General features: G+C 49.7%; 17 protein-coding genes and 1 other RNA gene. 14 read left to right on the top strand and 4 right to left on the bottom strand.

Annotation, left to right across the window (positions count from 1 at the left end):
- The first annotated feature begins 8 nt into the window (after nt 1-8).
- Both DWW13_RS14810 and DWW13_RS14805 read left to right on the top strand, forming a co-directional pair.
- Complete coding sequence (locus tag DWW13_RS14810; protein WP_055226843.1) at nt 9-674, top strand: DUF2399 domain-containing protein; 666 nt, start codon at nt 9-11, stop codon at nt 672-674.
- A gap of 52 nt (nt 675-726) precedes the next feature.
- Nucleotides 727-4,122, top strand: coding sequence for a DEAD/DEAH box helicase (locus DWW13_RS14805; RefSeq protein ID WP_118720454.1), 3,396 nt, complete (start codon nt 727-729; stop codon nt 4,120-4,122).
- A 150-nt stretch (nt 4,123-4,272) separates the two neighbouring features.
- Here the strand turns inward: DWW13_RS14805 and asnA are convergent, their stop codons facing one another.
- The 3 genes from asnA to DWW13_RS14790 form a co-directional block, all read right to left on the bottom strand.
- The gene (asnA, locus tag DWW13_RS14800) at nt 4,273-5,286 is read right to left on the bottom strand and encodes an aspartate--ammonia ligase (RefSeq protein WP_022463264.1); all 1,014 of its coding nucleotides are present in this window, start codon (nt 5,284-5,286) and stop codon (nt 4,273-4,275) included.
- A 214-nt stretch (nt 5,287-5,500) separates the two neighbouring features.
- The gene (locus DWW13_RS14795) at nt 5,501-6,352 is read right to left on the bottom strand and encodes a sugar phosphate isomerase/epimerase family protein (protein WP_118720452.1); all 852 of its coding nucleotides are present in this window, start codon (nt 6,350-6,352) and stop codon (nt 5,501-5,503) included.
- A 133-nt stretch (nt 6,353-6,485) separates the two neighbouring features.
- Complete coding sequence (locus DWW13_RS14790; RefSeq protein ID WP_022463266.1) at nt 6,486-7,229, bottom strand: ThuA domain-containing protein; 744 nt, start codon at nt 7,227-7,229, stop codon at nt 6,486-6,488.
- A gap of 214 nt (nt 7,230-7,443) precedes the next feature.
- Between DWW13_RS14790 and ffs the strand changes: the two genes are divergently transcribed.
- The 9 genes from ffs (at nt 7,444) to DWW13_RS14745 (ending at nt 15,674) form a co-directional block, all read left to right on the top strand.
- Nucleotides 7,444-7,706, top strand: an RNA gene (gene ffs / locus DWW13_RS14785) — signal recognition particle sRNA large type.
- A 194-nt stretch (nt 7,707-7,900) separates the two neighbouring features.
- On the top strand, nt 7,901-8,980 hold the full coding sequence (locus DWW13_RS14780) for a 6-phosphofructokinase (protein ID WP_022463267.1): 1,080 nt from the start codon (nt 7,901-7,903) through the stop codon (nt 8,978-8,980).
- A 144-nt stretch (nt 8,981-9,124) separates the two neighbouring features.
- The gene (gene dnaX / locus DWW13_RS14775; protein WP_055265662.1) at nt 9,125-10,774 is read left to right on the top strand and encodes a DNA polymerase III subunit gamma/tau; all 1,650 of its coding nucleotides are present in this window, start codon (nt 9,125-9,127) and stop codon (nt 10,772-10,774) included.
- A 32-nt stretch (nt 10,775-10,806) separates the two neighbouring features.
- Entirely contained in the window at nt 10,807-11,160 is a 354-nt protein-coding gene (locus DWW13_RS14770; RefSeq protein WP_022463269.1) for a YbaB/EbfC family nucleoid-associated protein, read from the top strand.
- Nucleotides 11,160-11,756: a recombination mediator RecR gene (gene recR / locus DWW13_RS14765; RefSeq protein WP_022463270.1), complete on the top strand. Its 597-nt coding sequence runs from the start codon at nt 11,160-11,162 to the stop codon at nt 11,754-11,756. Before DWW13_RS14770 ends, recR begins: the two co-directional genes overlap by 1 nt.
- A gap of 2 nt (nt 11,757-11,758) precedes the next feature.
- Nucleotides 11,759-12,862 (top strand): LacI family DNA-binding transcriptional regulator, encoded by a 1,104-nt coding sequence (locus DWW13_RS14760; protein WP_117761711.1) that lies wholly within the window; start codon nt 11,759-11,761, stop codon nt 12,860-12,862.
- A gap of 280 nt (nt 12,863-13,142) precedes the next feature.
- A complete protein-coding gene (gene fsa, locus DWW13_RS14755) occupies nt 13,143-13,796 on the top strand; it encodes a fructose-6-phosphate aldolase (protein WP_022463272.1) in 654 nt (217 codons plus the stop codon).
- 109 nt (nt 13,797-13,905) lie between these two features.
- Nucleotides 13,906-14,745: a transketolase gene (locus DWW13_RS14750; protein ID WP_055219293.1), complete on the top strand. Its 840-nt coding sequence runs from the start codon at nt 13,906-13,908 to the stop codon at nt 14,743-14,745.
- Complete coding sequence (locus tag DWW13_RS14745) at nt 14,733-15,674, top strand: transketolase family protein (RefSeq protein ID WP_055219295.1); 942 nt, start codon at nt 14,733-14,735, stop codon at nt 15,672-15,674. The genes DWW13_RS14750 and DWW13_RS14745 overlap by 13 nt, the downstream gene beginning before the upstream one ends.
- Nucleotides 15,675-15,765: 91 nt before the next feature.
- On the opposite strand, the gene yyaC is transcribed toward DWW13_RS14745, so the two are convergent.
- Entirely contained in the window at nt 15,766-16,353 is a 588-nt protein-coding gene (gene yyaC, locus DWW13_RS14740) for a spore protease YyaC (RefSeq protein ID WP_055226856.1), read from the bottom strand.
- A 200-nt stretch (nt 16,354-16,553) separates the two neighbouring features.
- Here yyaC and DWW13_RS14735 point away from each other — a divergent pair, with 200 nt between their 5' ends.
- From DWW13_RS14735 to DWW13_RS14725, 3 genes are all read left to right on the top strand, one after another.
- A complete protein-coding gene (locus tag DWW13_RS14735; protein WP_055226858.1) occupies nt 16,554-17,861 on the top strand; it encodes a LysM peptidoglycan-binding domain-containing protein in 1,308 nt (435 codons plus the stop codon).
- A gap of 88 nt (nt 17,862-17,949) precedes the next feature.
- Nucleotides 17,950-19,146 (top strand): DUF5711 family protein, encoded by a 1,197-nt coding sequence (locus tag DWW13_RS14730; protein ID WP_055226860.1) that lies wholly within the window; start codon nt 17,950-17,952, stop codon nt 19,144-19,146.
- A 12-nt stretch (nt 19,147-19,158) separates the two neighbouring features.
- The gene (locus tag DWW13_RS14725; RefSeq protein WP_055265670.1) at nt 19,159-19,848 is read left to right on the top strand and encodes a CvpA family protein; all 690 of its coding nucleotides are present in this window, start codon (nt 19,159-19,161) and stop codon (nt 19,846-19,848) included.
- Nucleotides 19,849-20,111: the final 263 nt, after the last annotated feature.

Genomic DNA, 20,111 nt, shown 5'->3' with positions numbered 1-20,111 from the left:
GGCAATTGATGAAACCTCTTATTTATCAGTACCGAATGCAATGGAGAGAACTGCTGCAGTGCGTGGGAGTTGTGCCGGATAATATTTCTTCCATGGTACATGCGTTTGGAATTCGTTTGAAAAAACAGGAGATATGGCATCCAGCATATGAAGCCTTTTGCCGATGCGGGGAACCGTATGTGCTTACCATGGAAAATCTGAAGGGTATTACAGAAGTACAGCCTGTCGGAACGTGTGTATACATTGTGGAAAACGAAATGGTATTCAGCTATCTTATGGAACAGGTGCAGGGAAAGAATGTGTCGCTGCTGTGTACGTCGGGACAGCCGCGGTATGCAGCATTAAAACTGATTTCGTTGATCGTACAGAGTGGGATTCCCATTTACTACAGTGGAGATCTTGACCCGGATGGGATCGGAATTGCCGACAGACTCTGGCAGCGGTTCGGAAACAGAATCCAATTCTTTGGAATGTCACCAGAGGATTACCGGAACAGTCTTTCAAAAGAAGTATTTGGAGAAAATGGCAGAAAAAAGCTGGAACACATTTGGCACCCGTTATTAAGAGAAACGGCGGAACTGGTAAGGAAAACAGGAAAAGCGGGATATCAGGAAAATATTTTAAAAGAGCTTTCCGAGAAGCTTGTCGGATGTGATCAAAACCAGAATCTGTAAAATACGAATTGTGAATGATGGGAAAAGATAGAACAGAAAGGATTTTACCAGCATGATTACAAAGGCGGACATCAAACAGGAGACGAATTCCGTATCATATAACCGTGGAAAAAAGATCTATGAAGAACAGAAAGTGCATGCTTTTCAGGTACAGGAAATGGAGGATATTTTCGGATATCAACTGCATAAAATTACAGCTGTCGTAGACGGAAGCGGAAAAAATATGTATTGTGTCAGCGTTTCTGTAGATGAAGAAATGTCTGAAATTATGGAAGATGATTGTGATTGTCCGGCACATGAGCAGTACTGGGGATTGTGCAAACATTGTGTCGCTGTTTTGCTGTACTATCTTGAATGGCGGAAAAAAGAGAGAAAAAAACTGGAAGAAAAAGTGAGAAATGACGAAGAACATCAGGAACTGGAGCAGCTTCTTCGTGCTGTCGGCGTGAAAAAAGGAATGAAAGAATTCCAGGGAGAACATAAAATTGTCAGAAAAGTAGTAAAACCAACACCAAAAGCAGAGACAAGCCCCGGTTTTTCTGAACTGCTTTCACATTATGTGATGCGGGATCAGGTTGCTTTTCTGCCGAAAGCAAAAGCAGGTCAGGTTAAACTGGAAATTCATCTGGAGAGCCAGTTTGACGATTCCTTTCGGGCAGAATTTAAAATCGGAAGCAAAAGGATGTATGTATTAAAAAGTGTTTCCAAAATGACAGCAGCTGTAAAAAATATGGAAACGGTCAGCTACGGTGCGCAGCTTTCTTTTTTGCACTGTATGGATGCTTTTGAAGAAGAAAGCCGTCCGATGGTAGAATTTCTGAGCGCATATACCATGGAATGCGGCTCATGCTATCAGATAGGTACCGGCAGCTATGCGTCCTGCTTTGATGACCGTTATGTGATGATTTCTGTGCAGAATATGGATGAATTTTTTGAGGCTGTTGGCAGCCAGGAGTTCTTTTGTCGTACGAACTGGAGAGAAGAAAAACTGTGGCACTGCCAGGAGGGGATGCCGCAGTATGAAATGAAGCTTTTACGGAAAGCAGATGGCCTAAAGGTACAGATGTATGCGGATCCCATTTTTTATGGCAGAAAATATTTGTATTTTCTTTCAGAAAAAAATACAATTTACCGAATCCCAAGGGAAGAGATAGCAGAAGTCTGCGACTTCCTGGAATATATGGAGCGATGTCCGGACGGAGTCTGTGAAATTGCAAAAGAAGATATCCCGACCTTCTGCCAGGGACTTCTTCCGGTGTTGGAGGAACATTTTAAGGTAAAAAAAGAAGAAAAGCTGGAATTACAGCAGTATCTTCCGCCGCAGGTGGAATTTCAGATTTATCTGGATGCGCCGCAGCATGATATGATTACCTGCGAACTTCTGGCTGTCTATGGCGAGAAAAAATACAATGTTTTTGCAGATGCAAACGATATCCATCAGCTTTCCCATGGCCGTGATGTACGGAAAGAAGCGGCGGCAAACCAGCTCGTTCGATCTTGTTTCAGCGCTTATGATGCGCGGAAACATCAGATGCTTCTCCAGGGAGCCGATGAGATGTATGAGTTTTTAAGCAGCGGTATGGAAGATCTGCAGAAACTGGGCGAAATTTTTGTTTCTGACCGGTTAAAAGCGATCCGTGTCATCCCGTCCCCGAAAGTTTCTGTCGGTGTATCCCTCGCAGAAAATGTACTGGAACTTCATTTGAATCCGGGCAATTTTGGCATGGAGGAACTGGCAGAGATTCTTTCAAAATATGACCGGAAAAAGAAATTTTACCGCCTGAGGACCGGTGAATTTATGGATATGGACGAGGACGGTATCCGCGTTCTCTCGGAACTGCGGGAAAATCTGCAGATCTCCGAGGCAAAGCTGAAGAGCGGCGAGATCACAATTCCGAAATACCGAGCACTCTACCTCGATACCCGTTTAAAAGAGCAGGATGATCTTCAGGTTGAGAAAAACCGCGAGTTCCGTATGCTGATCCGAAATATGAAAACTGCAGAGGAGAACGATTTTGAACTTCCGGACAATCTGCAGGCACAGCTCCGTGAATATCAGAAAACAGGATTCTGGTGGCTGAAAACCTTATGCCAGAACGGCTTTGGCGGTATTCTGGCGGATGATATGGGACTTGGAAAGACGCTGCAGACCATCGCCTTTCTCTTATCTGAAATGCAGGAAGCACCCGAAGATGCAAATCGTCGTTCTTTGATCGTTGCACCGGCATCTCTCGTCTATAACTGGGAGAGCGAATGTGCCCGCTTTGCTCCGGAGCTGCAGACGAGACTCGTCGCCGGCACACAGGAACAGAGGAAAGAGATGATCCAAAATGCCGGTATGCAGGATATTTTGATTACCTCGTACGATTTGCTCCGCCGCGATATCGAACTGTATCAGGATCTCCCGTTCTTCTGCGAGATCATTGATGAGGCGCAGTTCATCAAAAATCACGCAACGCAGGGAGCAAAAGCTGTGAAAACGATCCATGCATCGTTCCGCCTGGCATTAACCGGAACACCGGTAGAAAACCAGTTAAGTGAACTATGGAGCATCTTTGATTATCTGATGCCGGGATTCCTCTATGGATATCAGAAATTCCGCGAGCAGTTTGAACTTCCGATTGTGCGAAACGGCGACGAAGAAAGATTAGAACGTCTGCAAAAGATGATCCGTCCGTTTATTCTGCGCCGTCTGAAGAAGGAAGTGCTGAAGGATCTGCCGGATAAAATTGAGAAAAATATGGCTGCCTGCATGGAACAGAAGCAGAAGGAGCTGTATCATGCACATGCCCAGCGGCTGGCGCTTATGCTGCAGAACCAGACAGAGGAAGAATTTGCCGATTCCAGGTTCCAGGTGCTCTCTGAACTGACGCGGCTGCGTCAGCTCTGCTGTGATCCTGCGCTTGTTTACGAAAATTACGAAGGCGGTTCGGCAAAACTCGATCTCTGCATCGAGCTGATTCAGAGTGCCGTGGAATCCGGCCACAAAATCCTGCTGTTCTCCCAGTTCACTTCGATGATCGAGATCCTGACCGCGCGTCTGCAGGAAGAAAGCATCAGCTACTTTGTCCTGCAGGGAAGCACGAAAAAAGAGCAGCGTGCACAAATGGTGGAACAGTTCAACCGGGATGACACGTCTGTATTCTGTATTTCCCTAAAAGCAGGCGGAACCGGCCTGAACCTGACCGGCGCGGATATCGTCATACATTACGATCCATGGTGGAATGTTGCAGTTGAAAATCAGGCGACAGACCGTGCACATCGTATTGGGCAGAAAAATGTTGTGACGGTATACAAATTGATTGCAAAAGGAACCATCGAGGAAAAAATCATCAAGCTTCAGCAGATGAAAAAAGAGCTGGCGGAAGAGATCCTTTCCGGTGATGAAATTAAGACAGCATCCTTTCAGAGAGAGGAACTGCTTGCGCTTTTGGAAGAACGGTTCTGAAACCGCGAAAAGCAGAAAAAGATTTGATGTAAGGACGAAATGCAGCAGCAATGCAGGAAAATATAAAAGGGATACGTTTCTGTCATACCCTGAAAACGGGCGGACAGGAAACGTATCCCTTTTACAGTAATAGTCTATTCGAAACCAATCTTACAGAAGCTGAATATTCATCACATCCATCACCTCTCGTGTCTCCATCGGCCATACCGAGCACTGTACCTCTCCGATGTGCGCTTTGCGCAGGAAAAACATACAGATACGGGACTGTCCGATACCGCCGCCGATTGTCTGCGGGAGAGTGCCGTTCAGAATGGATTTCTGGAAGGGAAGCTTCGCGCGGGACTGGCATCCGCATTCCTTTAACTGAGCGCGGAGAGCATCTGCGTTGACGCGGATACCCATGGAGGAGAGCTCAAGAGCGATGTCAAGCACTGGATAATAAACGATCAGGTCGCCGTTTAAGGACCAGTCGTCGTAGTCCGGGGAACGTCCGTCCTGACGCTCTCCGGAAGCAAGCACGCCGCCGATCTGCATAATAAAGACAGCACCTTTTTCTTTGGTGATTGTATACTCTCTTTCCTTTGGAGTCAGATCCGGATAGCGATCCTCAAGTTCCTGGGAAGTGATAAAGAAAATTTCATCCGGCAGAATGGTTTCGATGTAGTCGTACTGGTCTGCCATATGTTTTTCCGTGTTTTTCAGTGCCTCATAGATATCTTTTACGGTACTCTTTAAGAAATCAAGATTGCGTTCTTCCGGGGACATGATTTTTTCCCAGTCCCACTGATCCACGTAAACGGAGTGAATGTTGTCGGTCACCTCGTCCTGGCGGATGGCGTTCATATCGGTGTAGATGCCTTCTCCCTCAGAGAAGCCGTATTTGTGAAGTGCATACCGTTTCCATTTTGCCAGAGACTGAACAATTTCAGCGGTTTTCTTGGTACCCTGATCCTTTAACTCAAAAGAAACCGGGTGTTCTACGCCATTCAGATTGTCATTCAAGCCGGTTTCCGGCTGTACAAAAAGTGGAGCTGTTACACGGAGCAGATGCAGACGATGTGTCAGCTCATGCTGGAAATAATCCTTTACTGTTTTAATTGCCACCTGTGTATCGTGGAGGTTTAATGCAGATTTGTAACCCTGCGGAATAATAATTTCTCCCATTACTTTAAAACCCTCTTGTTTTAGATTTGCTTTTCGAATCATGCCTTCTCAAAAAGCTTCAAATTTAGTTTACCATGTTTTCCCTGGAAAGCAAGGAAAAGATACGAAAAAACCAAAGATAGTAAAGAATTTTTTCGACATATTTTCCTTGCTGAATTTCTCCCCGGAAATACGAAATTTTCCGAAAATCAGAGCGCTTATGAAAGAGGCGGAATTATTCGGAAACCCACTGGCGCAGAAACGCTGCGGACTGTTCGATGAACGATAACTGATCCGGTGCATCGAAATGCTCGATGGCGAGATAACCGTCGTAATCGCACGCTTCTAAATCTGTAAGAAGCTTTGCCATCGGCAGATATCCCGTTCCGGCCGGTGTCTGGCCAAGGCCGCGGCAGAAACGTCCGTGAACGAGCGGACTTTCGGCACGATCCTTACAGTGAACATGGACAATATAATCCTTCAGAAGCCAGGCAGCATACGAAACATCCTCATCACTGAAAGCAAAATTTCCGATATCAAGCGTATACCGCAGCCCCGGCACGTGCTCCATAAACCAGAGCAGCGGATATGTGCGTGCAAACGGCTGTAAAAAACCGTCAAAGTCCTCTAAGGTAATCGAAACGCCACGTAAAGCCGCATATTCGGCGAGTGAGGAAAGCGCATGTACCATATTTTGAATCGATTTGTTTTTGGCCATAAAAGTACTCGTTGCCTCATAGGTGCTGCTGCAGGCTGCAAGCTCTGCCGCTTCGGCAGTTTCAAGCGCGCCTGCAACAAACAGGACACGCGAAACCTGCTGCGATGCCGCAGTATCGAGCATCTGCTGTGCTCTGCCAAGATCCGTATCATGGGAAAAATCAAAGGTTTCATGCATACAGCTGATCACCAGCCCCGCATCGGAAAGCATCGGGGCAATGACCTCTCTTTCTGATGCAAACAGACTGTAGTTCATCTCAACAGCCGAAATTCCCTGCTCCCTGCAGAACGCGAGCACTTCCGGAATCGTCTTACCGGACTGCTCACACGCCTGTAGAATGTGTTCGTAAAAAACGGAAAGCTTTCTCATATAACATTTCCTCCTGATTTATGCAATGTGTACGCAGATTCCATCCGTGTATTGCAGAACATTTTTGATCGTGAAATCAGACCCCTGTTTTGAAAAAATCAAACGGGATACAGATATCGGTAAACTGCAGCTGCTATTTTTGGTGTGAAGAAAGATACACTTCCTCTGTAGATGGATTCACCCATGCATTATCCAGTGGTGCCGGTCTTCGTACTACAGGAACGCACCAGCGCACCCCATTTTTGATAATCTTCTGAATCACCGGCATATGGTAAATGGGGTATTCCTCGTGTCCCGGCTGAAAATAGAAAATTTTGCCCAGCCCACGTGTAAAGGTGCATCCGCTGCGGAACACCTCACCGCCTGCAAACCATCCCGTAAATACCACATCATCCGGTTTGGGAATATCAAAAAACTCCCCATACATCTCTTCCTCCGGAATATCCACCCATGCCGGAATTCCCTGCGCGATCGGATGGGTCGGACACGTACAGAACAGTCTCTCACGATCCCCATGCCGCCACCGAAGCGTCATACTTGTTCCGAGAAGCTTCCGCATAATCTTGGAATAATGCCCTGAATGCAGGACTACCAGCCCCATTCCGGCCAGCACATGACGCCGAACCCGCTCGGCCACATCGTCCGAGAACTCCTCCTGCAGCATATGATTCCAGAACACCAGCACATCGGTATTTGCCAGCACTTCTTCCGTCAGCCCATGCTCCTTCTCGTCAAACACAGCCGTCCGAACCGAAAGCTCCTCCTCTTGTCTCAGAAACTTTGCAATACAGGTGTGAATCCCGTCCGGATAAATCTCTTTCACTTTCTCCTGCGTTCGCTCATGCTGAAACTCATTCCAGACCGTAACTCGTATCATTCGTCCATCCTCCTTCTATAAGAAAAAAATGTATCATTTTCAAAAAATTATCGATAGCAAATTTTGAAAATAATGAAAAAAGCAGTCGTTCACACTCTGCGGTACTGAATTTTTGCGTTATTTTCTGGCCTTACTATAAATTATACTCGTGCTATACCAATATTTCAATTCACAAATTCCTTGACATCCCCTCCGAAATCCCGTATACTAAACAATGCGCAGCCGGGGAGATAGCGGTGCCCTGTACCCGCAATCCGCTACAGCGGGGGTGATGCCAATCCGAGGGCTTTTTCATTGCGAAGCTGCCTTCTATAAGTGACGTTGACGTCTGGGTCTTACGCAACAGGACTCCATGAACCGTGTCAGGGCAGGAATGCAGCAGCACTAAGTGGAATCTCCTGTGTGCCGTGAGGGTGCCTGGGCCGAGTAGGCTGTAGGAGTAACGTTCGTGGTGAGAGTTCGAAGTGCGGCGCGCATAAAAAAGAAAATCCAAGGAAGCCTGAACCACAGACTTCCTTTTTTCGTACAAAAAATAGAAACTCCCGCGCTTTCTTCCCCCGAACTATTGTGAGAACGAAAAAAATAGGGTATAATGTAAACATTCCATAATACTGCCAAGAAACAAGAAGCAGTCGTGAAAATCTAATAAAGAACAGGATGGGAAAAGTCATATGTTAAGAATTGGTCTGTTAACAAGCGGCGGAGACTGCCAGGCATTAAATGCGACCATGCGCGGAGTCGTAAAAGGCCTTGCAAACAATGTAAAAGATCTCGAAGTATACGGATTCATGAACGGCTATAAAGGCCTCATCTACAGCGATTACCGCATGCTCAGTGCAAAAGATTTTTCCGGTATATTAACACAGGGAGGAACTATTCTCGGAACCTCACGTCAGCCGTTCAAGCTGATGCGTACCCCGGATGCAAACGGTCTGGACAAAGTGGAAGCAATGAAGCATACCTACCACAAGCTCCTTCTGGACTGCCTTGTCATTCTTGGCGGAAACGGAACCCAGAAAACAGCAAACCTCTTGAGAGAGGAAGGACTGAATATTATCCATCTTCCGAAAACCATCGATAATGATATCTACGGAACGGATATGACCTTCGGTTTCTACAGTGCCGTCAATATTGCATCCGATGCGATCGACTGCATCCATACAACAGCCTCCTCTCACCAGAGAGTTTTTATCGTAGAGGTTATGGGTCATAAAGTAGGCTGGCTGACGCTGTACGCCGGAATCGCAAGCGGCGCAGACGTTATCCTGATTCCGGAAATTCCATACGATATTGAAAAAGTATGCGAGGCCATCAACAGACGAAAAGAGCGCGGAAGCGGATTCACCATTCTTGCCGTTGCCGAGGGTGCAATTGCAAAAGAAGACGCAGCACTTCCGAAGAAAGAGCTGAAAAAACGTCAGGAAGAAATCGCAAAGAAATACCCGTCCGTATCCTACAAGATCGCAGAAGAGATCGAGGCAAAGACAGGCATGGAAATCCGCGTCACCGTACCGGGCCACATGCAGCGAGGCGGCAGCCCGTGTCCGTATGACCGTGTCCTTTCCACAAGACTCGGATCCGAGGCAGCACAGCTTATTCTGGACAAACAGTACGGCTACATGGTCGGAATGGTCAACGGAAAAGTAAAGAAAATTCCGCTGGGCGAGTGCGCCGGAAAATTAAAGACCGTAGATCCGAATGCACAGGAAGTCCTGCAGGCAAAACGGATGGGAATCAGCTTCGGCGATTGATGCGTTCCCGAAAAAAGGCAAGGAAAAAGAACGGAGGCCTTAAAGCAAGAAGAACAAGGTCTCCGTTCTTCTGTTGCACTGCTGTCCAAAAGAAACTGCCGGCGGCAGGCTTCCATGCCGATGCAATAAAAGGAGAAAAATTTTATGAGCTATACTGCTCTGTACCGAAAATTCCGTCCTTCCACCTTTGAGGATGTAAAAGGACAGGATCACATTGTAACAACATTAAAAAATCAGATCCGCGCGGACCGCATCGGTCATGCGTACCTGTTCTGCGGAACCCGCGGAACAGGAAAAACGACGATCGCCAAGATTCTCGCCCGCTCGGTCAACTGCGAACATCCCGTGGACGGAAGCCCGTGCAACGAATGTCCGACGTGTAAGGCGATTCTGGCGGGCGTTTCCACGAACGTCATCGAGATCGACGCGGCATCGAACAACGGTGTCGACAACATCCGTGAAATCCGTGAGGAGGTAGCCTACCGGCCGACACAGGGACGGTATAAAGTCTATATCATCGACGAGGTGCATATGCTTTCTACCGGAGCGTTCAATGCACTCTTAAAAACCCTGGAGGAGCCGCCGTCCTATGTCATCTTCATTCTGGCGACCACAGAGGCAAACAAAATCCCGGTGACGATCCTTTCCAGATGCCAGCGGTACGATTTCCGCCGCATCACGATCGACACCATTGCGGCGCGTCTTAGTGAACTGATGGAAAAAGAGGGCGTGGACGTCGAAGAAAAAGCCATCCGCTACGTCGCAAAGGCGGGCGACGGATCCATGCGAGACGCGTTAAGCCTCCTGGACCAGTGCATCGCCTTCTACCTCGGGCAGAAGCTGACGTACGATAAAGTCCTTGAGGTTCTCGGAACTGTTGATACCGAAATCTTCAGCCAGATGCTCCGCACGATCCTCGCCGGGGATGTAACGGGAAGCATCCGCACGCTGGAAACCCTTTTAAACCGCGGAAAAGAGCTGGGACAGTTCGTTACCGACTTTACGTGGTATCTGCGGAATCTGCTGTTGGTAAAAAGCGCAGATGAAACCGAAGAACTGCTCGACGTCTCTACAGAAAACCTGAAGCTCTTAAAAGAAGAGAGCACGATGGTAGACGATGAGACGCTGATCCACTATATCCGCGTTTTATCCGAGCTCTCCGGCCAGCTCCGCTATGCGGCGCAGAAGCGCGTGCTCGTTGAGGTGGCGCTCGTCAAACTCTGCAAACCGCAGATGGAGCAGAACCTCGAATCCGTGCTGGAGCGTCTTAGGATTCTCGAAGAAAAAATGGAGCGCGGAATCCCGATGATGGTGACAAATGCACCGGGAGCAGGAAACGGCAGTGCAGGAGGCTCCGGAGCGGCCGGAGACGGCTATGCGGCGGCAGAAACACCGCAGAGTGCACCGGCACCAGTGAAAGCCGCACCGGCGGATTTACAGCGCATCAGCGCGTCCTGGAAGGCAATTGTCGGCCAGACAAGCGGCATGTTCCGCCAGTTTCTGCAGAGCGCCGTTCCGAAATACAACAGCGAGACGGGCGACGCCAAACTGTTTGTTGAGTTTGCAGACCAGCTCGCATCCATCTACGTTGAGCGGCCGGAGGCAGCCGATGAGATCCGCACCATTATTGAACAGATGACTGGAAAAACCGTAGAGGTCCAGCTCATTTTAGCAGACCAGCATGCAAACGCCGCGCTCTCCACGATTTCCGTGGATGATGCACTGACGCAGGCGATTCATGGAATCCCGGTCGAGGAGGACGACGAGAGCGACTTCGACGACGGGGAAGAATAAATTAAAAACAAATTTTTCAGGAGGATATTACCATGGCAAAAAGAGGAGGATTCCCGGGAGGAATGCCGGGCAACATGAACAATCTGATGAAGCAGGCTCAGAAAATGCAGAAGCAGATGGAAGAGAACCAGAAAGCACTGGAGGAGAAAGAGTTCACTGCGACAGCAGGCGGCGGAGCCGTAGAAGTAACCATTTCCGGTAAAAAAGAAGTAACCAAAGTTAAAATCAGCGAAGATGCCGTAGATCCGGACGACGTAGAAATGCTCGAGGATCTGATCATGGCAGCAACCAACGAAGCACTGCGCAAAGTTGAGGACGAGGCAGCCAAAGCTATGGGCAAACTTGCCGGCGGACTCGGCAGCATGGGCGGAGGATTCCCGTTCTGATGGATTACTACAGCGGATACATCAATCAGTTGATCGAGCAGCTGTCCCATCTGCCTGGCATCGGTGTGAAAACCGCACAGCGACTGGCCTTTCATATTATGAATATGCCGGCCGACCAGGCAAAACGGCTGGCCGATTCGATCACAGAAGCAAAATCCCATGTCCAGTACTGTAAGTGCTGCCAGACCCTGACCGACAAAGAGCTGTGCCCGATCTGCGCAAATGTCAAGCGCGACCACAGCGTGATCATGGTGGTGGAGACGACGCAGGATCTTGCGGCATATGAAAAAACCGGAAAATACGACGGCGTTTACCACGTCCTGCACGGGGCCATCTCCCCGATGCTGGGGATTGGGCCGGACGACATCCGGTTAAAAGAGCTGATGCAGCGCCTCCAGGGCGATGTCTCGGAGGTTATCGTTGCCACGAACTCCAGCCTGGAGGGCGAGACAACGGCCATGTACATCAGCAAGCTGATCAAGCCGACCGGCATCAAGGTGACGCGGATTGCAAGCGGTGTTCCGGTGGGCGGCGATCTGGAAAATATTGACGAAGTCACCCTTCTGCGTGCGTTAGAGGGCAGAACGGAGCTGTAATTATGGGCAGAAAAAAAGTGACATCCAGTGATGTCGCAGCAGCCTCAGGCGTATCCCAGGCGACGGTCTCCATGATCCTGAACCGGCGGGAAAACGTTTCGTTCTCGCGGGAAACAGTAGAAAAAGTGGAGGCGGCGGCAAAAGAGCTGGGCTACCAGATTCCGCGGCGGAAGATGAGAAGAGAGTCGAACGGCAACAAGCTGATCGTCGTCTTCTGTCCGACGCTGACGAATCCTTACTATGTGATGCTGCTGCACGGCATCGAAGAAGTTGCAAAAGAGAAGAATTACGGGGTCTTTGTCTGCAATACGCAGAGGGACCTGAAAATCGAAGAGAATTATCTTCGGATGATGAAGAGTGTGCGCCCGCGCGGAATTATCTACACCTGCAATCCGAGCAGAAGCTGCAAGGAAAAAGTGGAGGAGCTGGCCGCGGAGATTCCGCTTGTCATCATCAACAACCGAGAAGAGCTGCTGGAAATTGATGCGGTCGAGCTGAACAATGCAAAACCCGGCAGGCTGATGGCACGCCACCTGCTGGAACTGGGACACCGGCATGTGGCGTTTGTTTCACCTCCGCTGACTTCCAAACAGGGCCAGCGCCTGAAACGCGTGGAGGGCTTTGTGCGCGAGTTTGAGGAGGCAGGATACGGCCACGGCGTGATCGTCAAATCGGCGGATGAGGACCTCGACGAGGTGATCCCGAGCATGGATTCTGAGTACAAGATGGGCTATTATCTGACGAAGGAACTGCTGCGGGAGGACAAGAACCTTACGGCAATCGTCGGCATGAATGATATGATCGCGTTCGGGATCATGGACGCCGTGCTCGAGAGCAAACTGCGCATTCCGGCGGATATTTCCGTAGTGGGATGTGACAACACCGTCTATTCCAGCTTCCGCTCGATTTCCCTGACGACGATTGACCACTATGTGCCATTGAAGGGCCGCGATGCGTGCGATATCATCCTGCGGAAAATCCAGTCTCTTCGGGAAAGCCAGGACGGCAATGAACCCTTAAGCACGTATCATGTCGAGTATGAGCCGAAACTGATCGTGCGGCGCAGCACTTCGTATGCAAGAACCGAAAAATTAAAAAATAAATAGGACGGCTGAAATTATTATTAATAATTTTGAATAAAACAGCTCCGACGCAAACCGGGAAAACACAAAGAAAAGGAAAAACCGGAAAAAATGAGAAAAAATCCGCCAGAGTAATTTATAAAATAGTATTTATAAATAATAAAATTAATTAATAAAAATGAGGCCGACTTGACGGAAAAACCAAACATATCTATACTGGAGATAACAGAAAAACGGAGCCGTTCTGCGGAAAACAACAGGCCCCGAAACCTTACGAAAGTATGAATATGGGAGGAAAAACAACATGAGATTTTTCATCGACACAGCAAAAGTAGAGGACATTAAAAAAGCAAACGACATGGGCGTTATCTGCGGCGTTACCACCAACCCGTCCCTGATCGCAAAAGAAGGACGTGACTTCAAAGAGGTCATCAAAGAGATCACCGAGATCGTAGACGGACCGATCAGCGGCGAGGTAAAAGCTACCACAACAGATGCAGAAGGCATGATCAAAGAAGGCCGTGAGATCGCAGCCATCCATCCAAACATGGTTGTTAAAATCCCGATGACCGTAGAAGGACTCAAAGCTGTTAAAGTTCTGAGCGCAGAGGGCATCAAGACAAACGTAACCCTGATCTTCTCCGCAAACCAGGCACTTCTGGCTGCAAGAGCAGGTGCAACTTATGTTTCCCCATTCCTTGGAAGACTCGATGACATCAGCACCCGCGGCGTTGATCTGATCCGTGAAATCGTTGAGATCTTCGACGTAGCCGGCATCGACACCGAGATCATCGCAGCAAGTGTCCGCAACCCGATCCACGTAACCGACTGCGCACTGGCTGGTGCAGACATTGCAACTGTTCCATACAACGTAATCGTACAGATGACCAAACATCCTCTGACCGACGCCGGAATCGCAAAATTCCAGGCTGACTACAAAGCTGTATTCGGCGAATAAGACCTAAACATGATTGCATAAAAGCTGGAAATATGGTATTGTGAACAAAGTGAACAATAGCGATATTTCCAGCTTTTGATTCCGATTCAACTAAACAAGGAGAAAAGACATGAACAAGTTAGAACTTCAGAAGACGGCCAATGAGATCCGCAAAGGGATCGTCAGCGGCGTTCATGCAGCAAAGGCCGGCCATCCGGGCGGATCTCTGTCTGCAGCCGATATTTTCACGTATCTGTATTTTGAAGAAATGAACGTGGACCCGAAAAATCCAAAAGATCCGGACCGCGATCGTTTTGTACTTTCGAAAGGCCACACAGCGCCGGGACTGTATGCAGCACTGGCTGAAAAAGGTTATTTCCCGAAAGAAGATCTGCTGACCCTTCGCCATCTTGGATCTTATCTGCAGGGACATCCGGATATGAAACATATCCCGGGCGTTGATATGTCAAGCGGTTCCCTCGGACAGGGAATCTCCGCAGCAGTCGGAATGGCACTCGGTGCAAAACTGCAGAACAAAGCATTTCGTGTTTATACACTTCTTGGCGATGGTGAAATCCAGGAAGGTCAGGTCTGGGAGGCAGCCATGTTTGCCGGAGCAAAACATCTGGACAACCTCGTTGTGATCGTAGACAACAACGGACTTCAGATCGACGGAAACGTAGCAGATGTCAACAGTCCGTACCCGATCGACAAAAAATTCGAGGCATTCAACTTCCACGTAATCAACGTAGCGGACGGCAACGATTTCGATCAGCTGAAAGCTGCATTTGATGAGGCGCGCACCGTAACAGGCATGCCGACCGCCATCATCACAAAGACCGTAAAAGGAAAAGGCGTTTCCTTCATGGAGAACCAGGTAGGCTGGCACGGAAAAGCTCCGAACGATGAAGAATACGCAATTGCTATGGCAGAACTGGAAAAGGCAGGTGAAGCGTTATGTCAGAAGTAAAGAAAATCGCAACAAGAGAAAGTTACGGTAATGCACTGGTTGAACTTGGCGCAGAGCATGACAATCTGATCGTACTCGACGCTGACCTTGCAGCAGCAACCAAGACTGGTGTGTTCAAAAAAGCATATCCGGACCGTCACATCGACTGTGGTATCGCAGAATGTAATATGATGGGAATCGCTGCCGGCCTTTCCACCACAGGCATCGTTCCGTTCGCAAGCACCTTCGCGATGTTTGCCGCAGGCCGTGCGTTTGAGCAGGTACGCAACTCCATCGGATACCCGCATCTGAACGTAAAAATCGGTGCTACCCATGCCGGAATTTCCGTAGGAGAAGACGGCGCAACACATCAGTGCAACGAGGATATCGCCCTGATGAGAACCATCCCGGGCATGGTCATCCTGAACCCGGCAGATGATGTAGAGGCAAAAGCCTGCGTGAAAGCAGCTTATGAATACAACGGACCGGTTTACCTTCGTTTCGGACGTCTGGCAGTGCCGGTGATCAACGACAGACCGGATTACAAATTTGAGCTCGGAAAAGGCGTTGTTCTCCGTGAAGGCAAGGATGTCACCATCGTTGCAACAGGCCTTTGCGTAAGCTCCGCTCTGGAAGCAGCAGAGAAACTTGCCGCAGACGGCATTGATGCCAAGATCATCAACATCCACACCATCAAACCGCTGGATGAGGAGCTGATCGTTGCAGCAGCAAAAGAGACCGGCAAAGTCGTAACCGTAGAAGAGCACTCGGTGATCGGAGGACTTGGAAGCGCAGTCTGCGATGCACTGGCAGAGAAATGCCCGGTTCCGGTGAAAAAAATCGGTGTACAGGACGTCTTCGGAGAGTCCGGCCCGGCAGCCGCTCTTCTTGCAAAATACAAACTCGACGGCGAGGGCGTTTACGAGCAGGTAAAAGAGTTCTGTAAATAAGATTTTTCGAAATAAATGACAAAAGAAAACAGGCAGAGGCCACACCGGAAAATGGTGCAGTCTCTGCCTGTTTTGCTGTCTGCAGTTTTTCTTAAAGCAGAAGTTCGCTTGTCCCGGCCGCCTCAAGTTCCCGGCAGGCGAGCAGGATTCCCTGCGAGATGGATTCCGCCATATGGAAAATCGTGGCAAGCCGGGTTGTCTGCAGAAGAAGCTGTTCAAAACTGCCCGATACATTCACAATGCCTGTGATAAAAATATCCCCGACCTCGGGCAGCGTCTTCCCTGCCCCCGCGCCCGGCCGGATCGCCCCGTTTCCGATCGTGATGTATCCCTGATGACGCCGCGAACCAAGCGAAGCATCAATCGCAACGAGCAGTGCCTCCGGGTGGCGGGAATGGATGTACGAAATCCGGTCCGGTAGATTCAGGGCGTGCACCGGGTCATCCAGCGTTCCATAGACATGAAAAATGCGGCTGCAGTACGGCGAAAGCTGGTACCCGATCAGCGGTCCTAAGGAATCCCCAGTGATCCGGTCGCTTCCGATGCAGAGAAATACCAGTTCACGGAACATGCGTCCGTCCTTTTGAATGCAGTAAGAAAACAGCGACGCCAGCTCTTCGCTGGCGCTGCGGCTTCGCTCATTGATGTAGTAAACTTCGGCGTCTTTTTTTCGAAACATGACCGGTACCTGCCTTTCAGAAGAATCATCCACAGTTTAACCGTATATGGTATAAACTATTCCTGCAATGAAAAAAACATGACATGCCCTCCGGTGCAGAAAAACGGGAAAACAGTCGGAAAAAACCGTGACAGCCCTGCCCCAAAACGATCTTTTTCGCGGAACATCCGTGATAAAGTAGGCAAAAAGGGGTGAAAAGCATGATTGAGATTGTCTATAAAGAAAACAAAGAGCAGGCGAACGGCAACGAGGGATACTTTCATCTGCCGAAAAATATCCGCCAGGTCGGTGATACGAACGGCAGGGAGCGGATTTATCTGGAAGATTATGTCGGAACCTTTCTGAAAAAATATTTTTCCGCACCAGAGGGACGTGCCGCCATGCTGTTCGGTGAATTTAAGTGGGCGGACGGAATTTCCTACTTTTTTATCCGCAGCGCGGCCGCGATTCATACGATGGAGCCGGCGCCGGATCACCTGGTCTTCGATGATGCAGTATGGACGGAGGTCCACGATGTGATGGAAAAATATTTCAAAAACCAGCAGATCCTCGGCTGGGCACTTTCTCTTCCGGGATACGGGGAGGATCTGAATGAACAGATCATCCGAGCGCATCTGAACCACTTCGGCGGAAATGACAAGACGCTGTTCCGCGTCAACGGACAGGAAAAAGAGGAAACCTTCTATACGTACGAGGGCGGCACCCTGCGGAGCACGGGAGGCTTTTACATTTATTATGAAAAGAATGAGCCGATGCAGTCGTATCTGATCGATCAGAATCAGAACCGGTCGATCGAAAACGGAGAGAGCGTGCCCGACCGCGCTGTCAGCGATTTTCGGAAGATGATTGAGGAGAAGAGCGGGGAGGAGCCGGAACACGATCACAGAAAGCCGATCCTCTATGCGATGACAGCATGCGCGGCTGCGGCGCTTCTTGTGACGGTGACGCAGAAATACGGAGATGCGCTGCCGTTTCCGGGGAAAACAAAGGAGCAGACGGTAGCAGTGGCGGGAAACGTACAGGGAGAGAAGACACAGACGGCGGAGAGTGCAGCGGAAGCATCAGCGGCGGAAGAGGGAAACACAGGGGAAAATACTTCGACACCGGAAAGCACAGGAACGGAACTGGAAACGGAAAATGAGAGCGGGAGCGCGGCGGTAAGTGAGGAGCAGAATTTATCCGGAACGGATCCGGCAGGCAGCGGAGAGCAAAGCACATCCGGCGGGGAGCAGACTGGTGCAGCGGAGAACAATACCGGTACGGTGCAGACAGATCCAGCACCGGGAGCAGAGCCATCGTCCGCCCCGGGAACTGCTTCCGGCAGTGAGACGGCAGAAACCGCCGCGCAGGTCTGGCAGGAGTACACCGTACAGAAGGGGGACAGCCTCTCGAAAATCAGTGAGAGATATTACGGAACGATGAGCAGAGTGAAAGATATCTGCGAACTGAACCAGATCGCGGTGGAAGATCTCATATATGCGGGGCAGAAAATATACCTCCCAAAATAGAGAAAAATATGGTACACTAGAGCGGAATCAAACTGCGGCCGAAAGGGCGGCAGAAAATAAGTCCGAAAAGAACATAAGGGGAATGAAAATGGACGGAAAAAACAGAGAAGAACAGGAGAACGGAGCAAAAGTCCGGGATCTTGAGGAGTATAAAGCAGAAAACAGAAAAAGAAAACGCAGACGCCGGATCACCGTTGGAATCCTTGCAGGAGCCATTCTCGCGGCCGGAATTGGTACAGGGGTATGGCTTCAGCTGCGTACTTTTCAGGGATACGACACAGTACAGGCAACAGAGACCGAGGACACCGATACGTATATGTTTCAGAAATCCGGAAATAAGATCGTGCGCTACGGTATCGACGGCATCGAACTGCGCGACCGGGAAAATCAGACCCTCTGGAGCGATCATTATACCATGGAAAATCCGCAGATGATATCCTGCGGCGATGCAATTGCCATTTACGATAAAAACGGAACCAAAATTGTTGTATACGATGCCGATGGAAAGGCCGGCGAAATTACCGCGTCGTATCCGATCGTGAAAGCATCCGTTGCAGGCCAGGGCGTCGTTGCGGCGATTCTGGAAAACAACGGGGAGAGCTGGATCAAATACTATAATACCGATGGAACGGAGATCGCCTCCTCTCACCCGAACATGGACAGCCCGGGCTATCCGATGGATCTCTCACTTTCCGCGGACGGACTCTGGATGGCGGTTTCCTACGCTTACGAAGACGGCGGCAAGATGAAATCACAGGTCGCTTTCTACAATTTCGGAAGCAGGGGCGAGGATCTGGTGGACAATCTTGCAAGCTCATCGAGCTACACCGATATGCTGTGCCCGCAGATCGAAACCGCGGGAACATCCTCATGGGTTGCCTTCTTTGACAACGGCTTCCGCGTTTATGAAGGAACAAACAAGCCGAAGGAAACGGTGAGCGTATCGGAAGATGGAGAAATTTTAAGCTGCGCGTATGCGGACGACCGCGTGGTTCTGATTCTGCGCGGGGAGAGCGACGATCATCCTTACCGGATGAAAATCTACAATCTGAAAGGAAAGCAGCTTGCGGATGAAAATCTGGATTTCTATTACCAGAACCTTCAGATAGAAGAAAAACAGATTCTGCTGACGAACCGGCAGGAGCTGTGTGTATATACCTTAAATGGAAGAAAGAAGTACAGCGGCGTGGTCAGCGAAACACAGATTCACGAGATCCTCGGCATGGGGCAGAACCGGTATCTGCTCGCGGAGGAGGACGGCGTTTCGATGATCCGGCTGAAATAGGAGAAGAAAAACATGAATTGGCTGAGATACGTATTACTTGCGGTGTGTATTCTTTCCGCGCTGGCTGGATATCGAAAGGGGCTGGTCCGGACAGTGCTGTCCATGGTGTCCCTGATTCTGGTGACAGGACTGGCGATCTGGATGAATCCGTATGTAACGGATGTGCTGAATGAGCGGACAACGCTGCCGCAGTATGTGGAGAAGAAATGTTTAGAGACATTTGAAAACAATGAATTTCTGTCGGGGGAAAACCAGGATGTGCAGAAGAAATGGCTGGAGAGCATGGGCGTGCCGGAGGAGCTGGTGAACCAGATCCTCGGAAGCGGCGCGGTGCGGGAGTACCAGGAGGAACAGCTGCACAGTTTGGCATCCTACGCGGCGAAGGCGGTATCGGAAAAGATTATGAAAGGGATTGCTTTCTTTCTGACGCTGGTGCTTGCCGTTGTTTTCGTGACGATTGCGGTGAAAATTGTGGAATTGATTGCGGAGATTCCGGGGATCAGCTTTTTGAACCGCATGGGAGGAGCAGGACTTGGTGTCGTGCGTGCGGTGCTGTGGATCTGGATTTTCTTTGCGGTGGTGTACTGCTTTCAGGCGACACACTGGGGGAATGTATGCATGAAGCAGATCCAGGGCGATATGGCGCTGGCATGGATTCGGGAGAATAATCCGGTGCTGATGCTGTTGAAGAATGTATTATAAGATGAGAAAAAACGGTTCCTTGTGGGGCCGTTTTTTGGTGGGAGGGGGGACGAGGAAAAGCGGGCGTCGTGTGGGCGGCGGATGCGGTGGGAGGGGAGAAACGTGCCGGGGTGCGGGGCTGTGATTTGGGTGGGGCGGAGACCTTGGCGTGGATGGGACGGAACGGGGGAGCACCGAGACAATTCGTCAGGAAAACTGATGTTTTCCCGACTCAGTGTCTCTTGAAATCCGGCTTTGTGAGCCGGATTTCATCTCCCCCGTTC

Source organism: Blautia sp. AF14-40 (genome assembly GCF_003479665.1).
GTDB lineage: Bacteria > Bacillota > Clostridia > Lachnospirales > Lachnospiraceae > Fusicatenibacter > Fusicatenibacter saccharivorans.
This window is presented reverse-complemented; position numbering and strand designations above follow the sequence as displayed.

Coding starts and splice junctions, on each gene's coding strand:
- DWW13_RS14790 (WP_022463266.1), bottom strand. CDS start 7,229: ATGATACGAGTTACGGTCTGGAATGAGTTTCAGCATGAGCGAACGCAG.
- yyaC (WP_055226856.1), bottom strand. CDS start 16,353: ATGTTTCGAAAAAAAGACGCCGAAGTTTACTACATCAATGAGCGAAGC.
- DWW13_RS14735 (WP_055226858.1), top strand. CDS start 16,554: ATGATTGAGATTGTCTATAAAGAAAACAAAGAGCAGGCGAACGGCAAC.
- DWW13_RS14770 (WP_022463269.1), top strand. CDS start 10,807: ATGGCAAAAAGAGGAGGATTCCCGGGAGGAATGCCGGGCAACATGAAC.
- DWW13_RS14760 (WP_117761711.1), top strand. CDS start 11,759: ATGGGCAGAAAAAAAGTGACATCCAGTGATGTCGCAGCAGCCTCAGGC.
- recR (WP_022463270.1), top strand. CDS start 11,160: ATGGATTACTACAGCGGATACATCAATCAGTTGATCGAGCAGCTGTCC.
- DWW13_RS14780 (WP_022463267.1), top strand. CDS start 7,901: ATGTTAAGAATTGGTCTGTTAACAAGCGGCGGAGACTGCCAGGCATTA.
- DWW13_RS14810 (WP_055226843.1), top strand. CDS start 9: ATGAAACCTCTTATTTATCAGTACCGAATGCAATGGAGAGAACTGCTG.
- asnA (WP_022463264.1), bottom strand. CDS start 5,286: ATGGGAGAAATTATTATTCCGCAGGGTTACAAATCTGCATTAAACCTC.
- dnaX (WP_055265662.1), top strand. CDS start 9,125: ATGAGCTATACTGCTCTGTACCGAAAATTCCGTCCTTCCACCTTTGAG.
- fsa (WP_022463272.1), top strand. CDS start 13,143: ATGAGATTTTTCATCGACACAGCAAAAGTAGAGGACATTAAAAAAGCA.
- DWW13_RS14730 (WP_055226860.1), top strand. CDS start 17,950: ATGGACGGAAAAAACAGAGAAGAACAGGAGAACGGAGCAAAAGTCCGG.
- DWW13_RS14805 (WP_118720454.1), top strand. CDS start 727: ATGATTACAAAGGCGGACATCAAACAGGAGACGAATTCCGTATCATAT.
- DWW13_RS14745 (WP_055219295.1), top strand. CDS start 14,733: ATGTCAGAAGTAAAGAAAATCGCAACAAGAGAAAGTTACGGTAATGCA.
- DWW13_RS14725 (WP_055265670.1), top strand. CDS start 19,159: ATGAATTGGCTGAGATACGTATTACTTGCGGTGTGTATTCTTTCCGCG.
- DWW13_RS14795 (WP_118720452.1), bottom strand. CDS start 6,352: ATGAGAAAGCTTTCCGTTTTTTACGAACACATTCTACAGGCGTGTGAG.
- DWW13_RS14750 (WP_055219293.1), top strand. CDS start 13,906: ATGAACAAGTTAGAACTTCAGAAGACGGCCAATGAGATCCGCAAAGGG.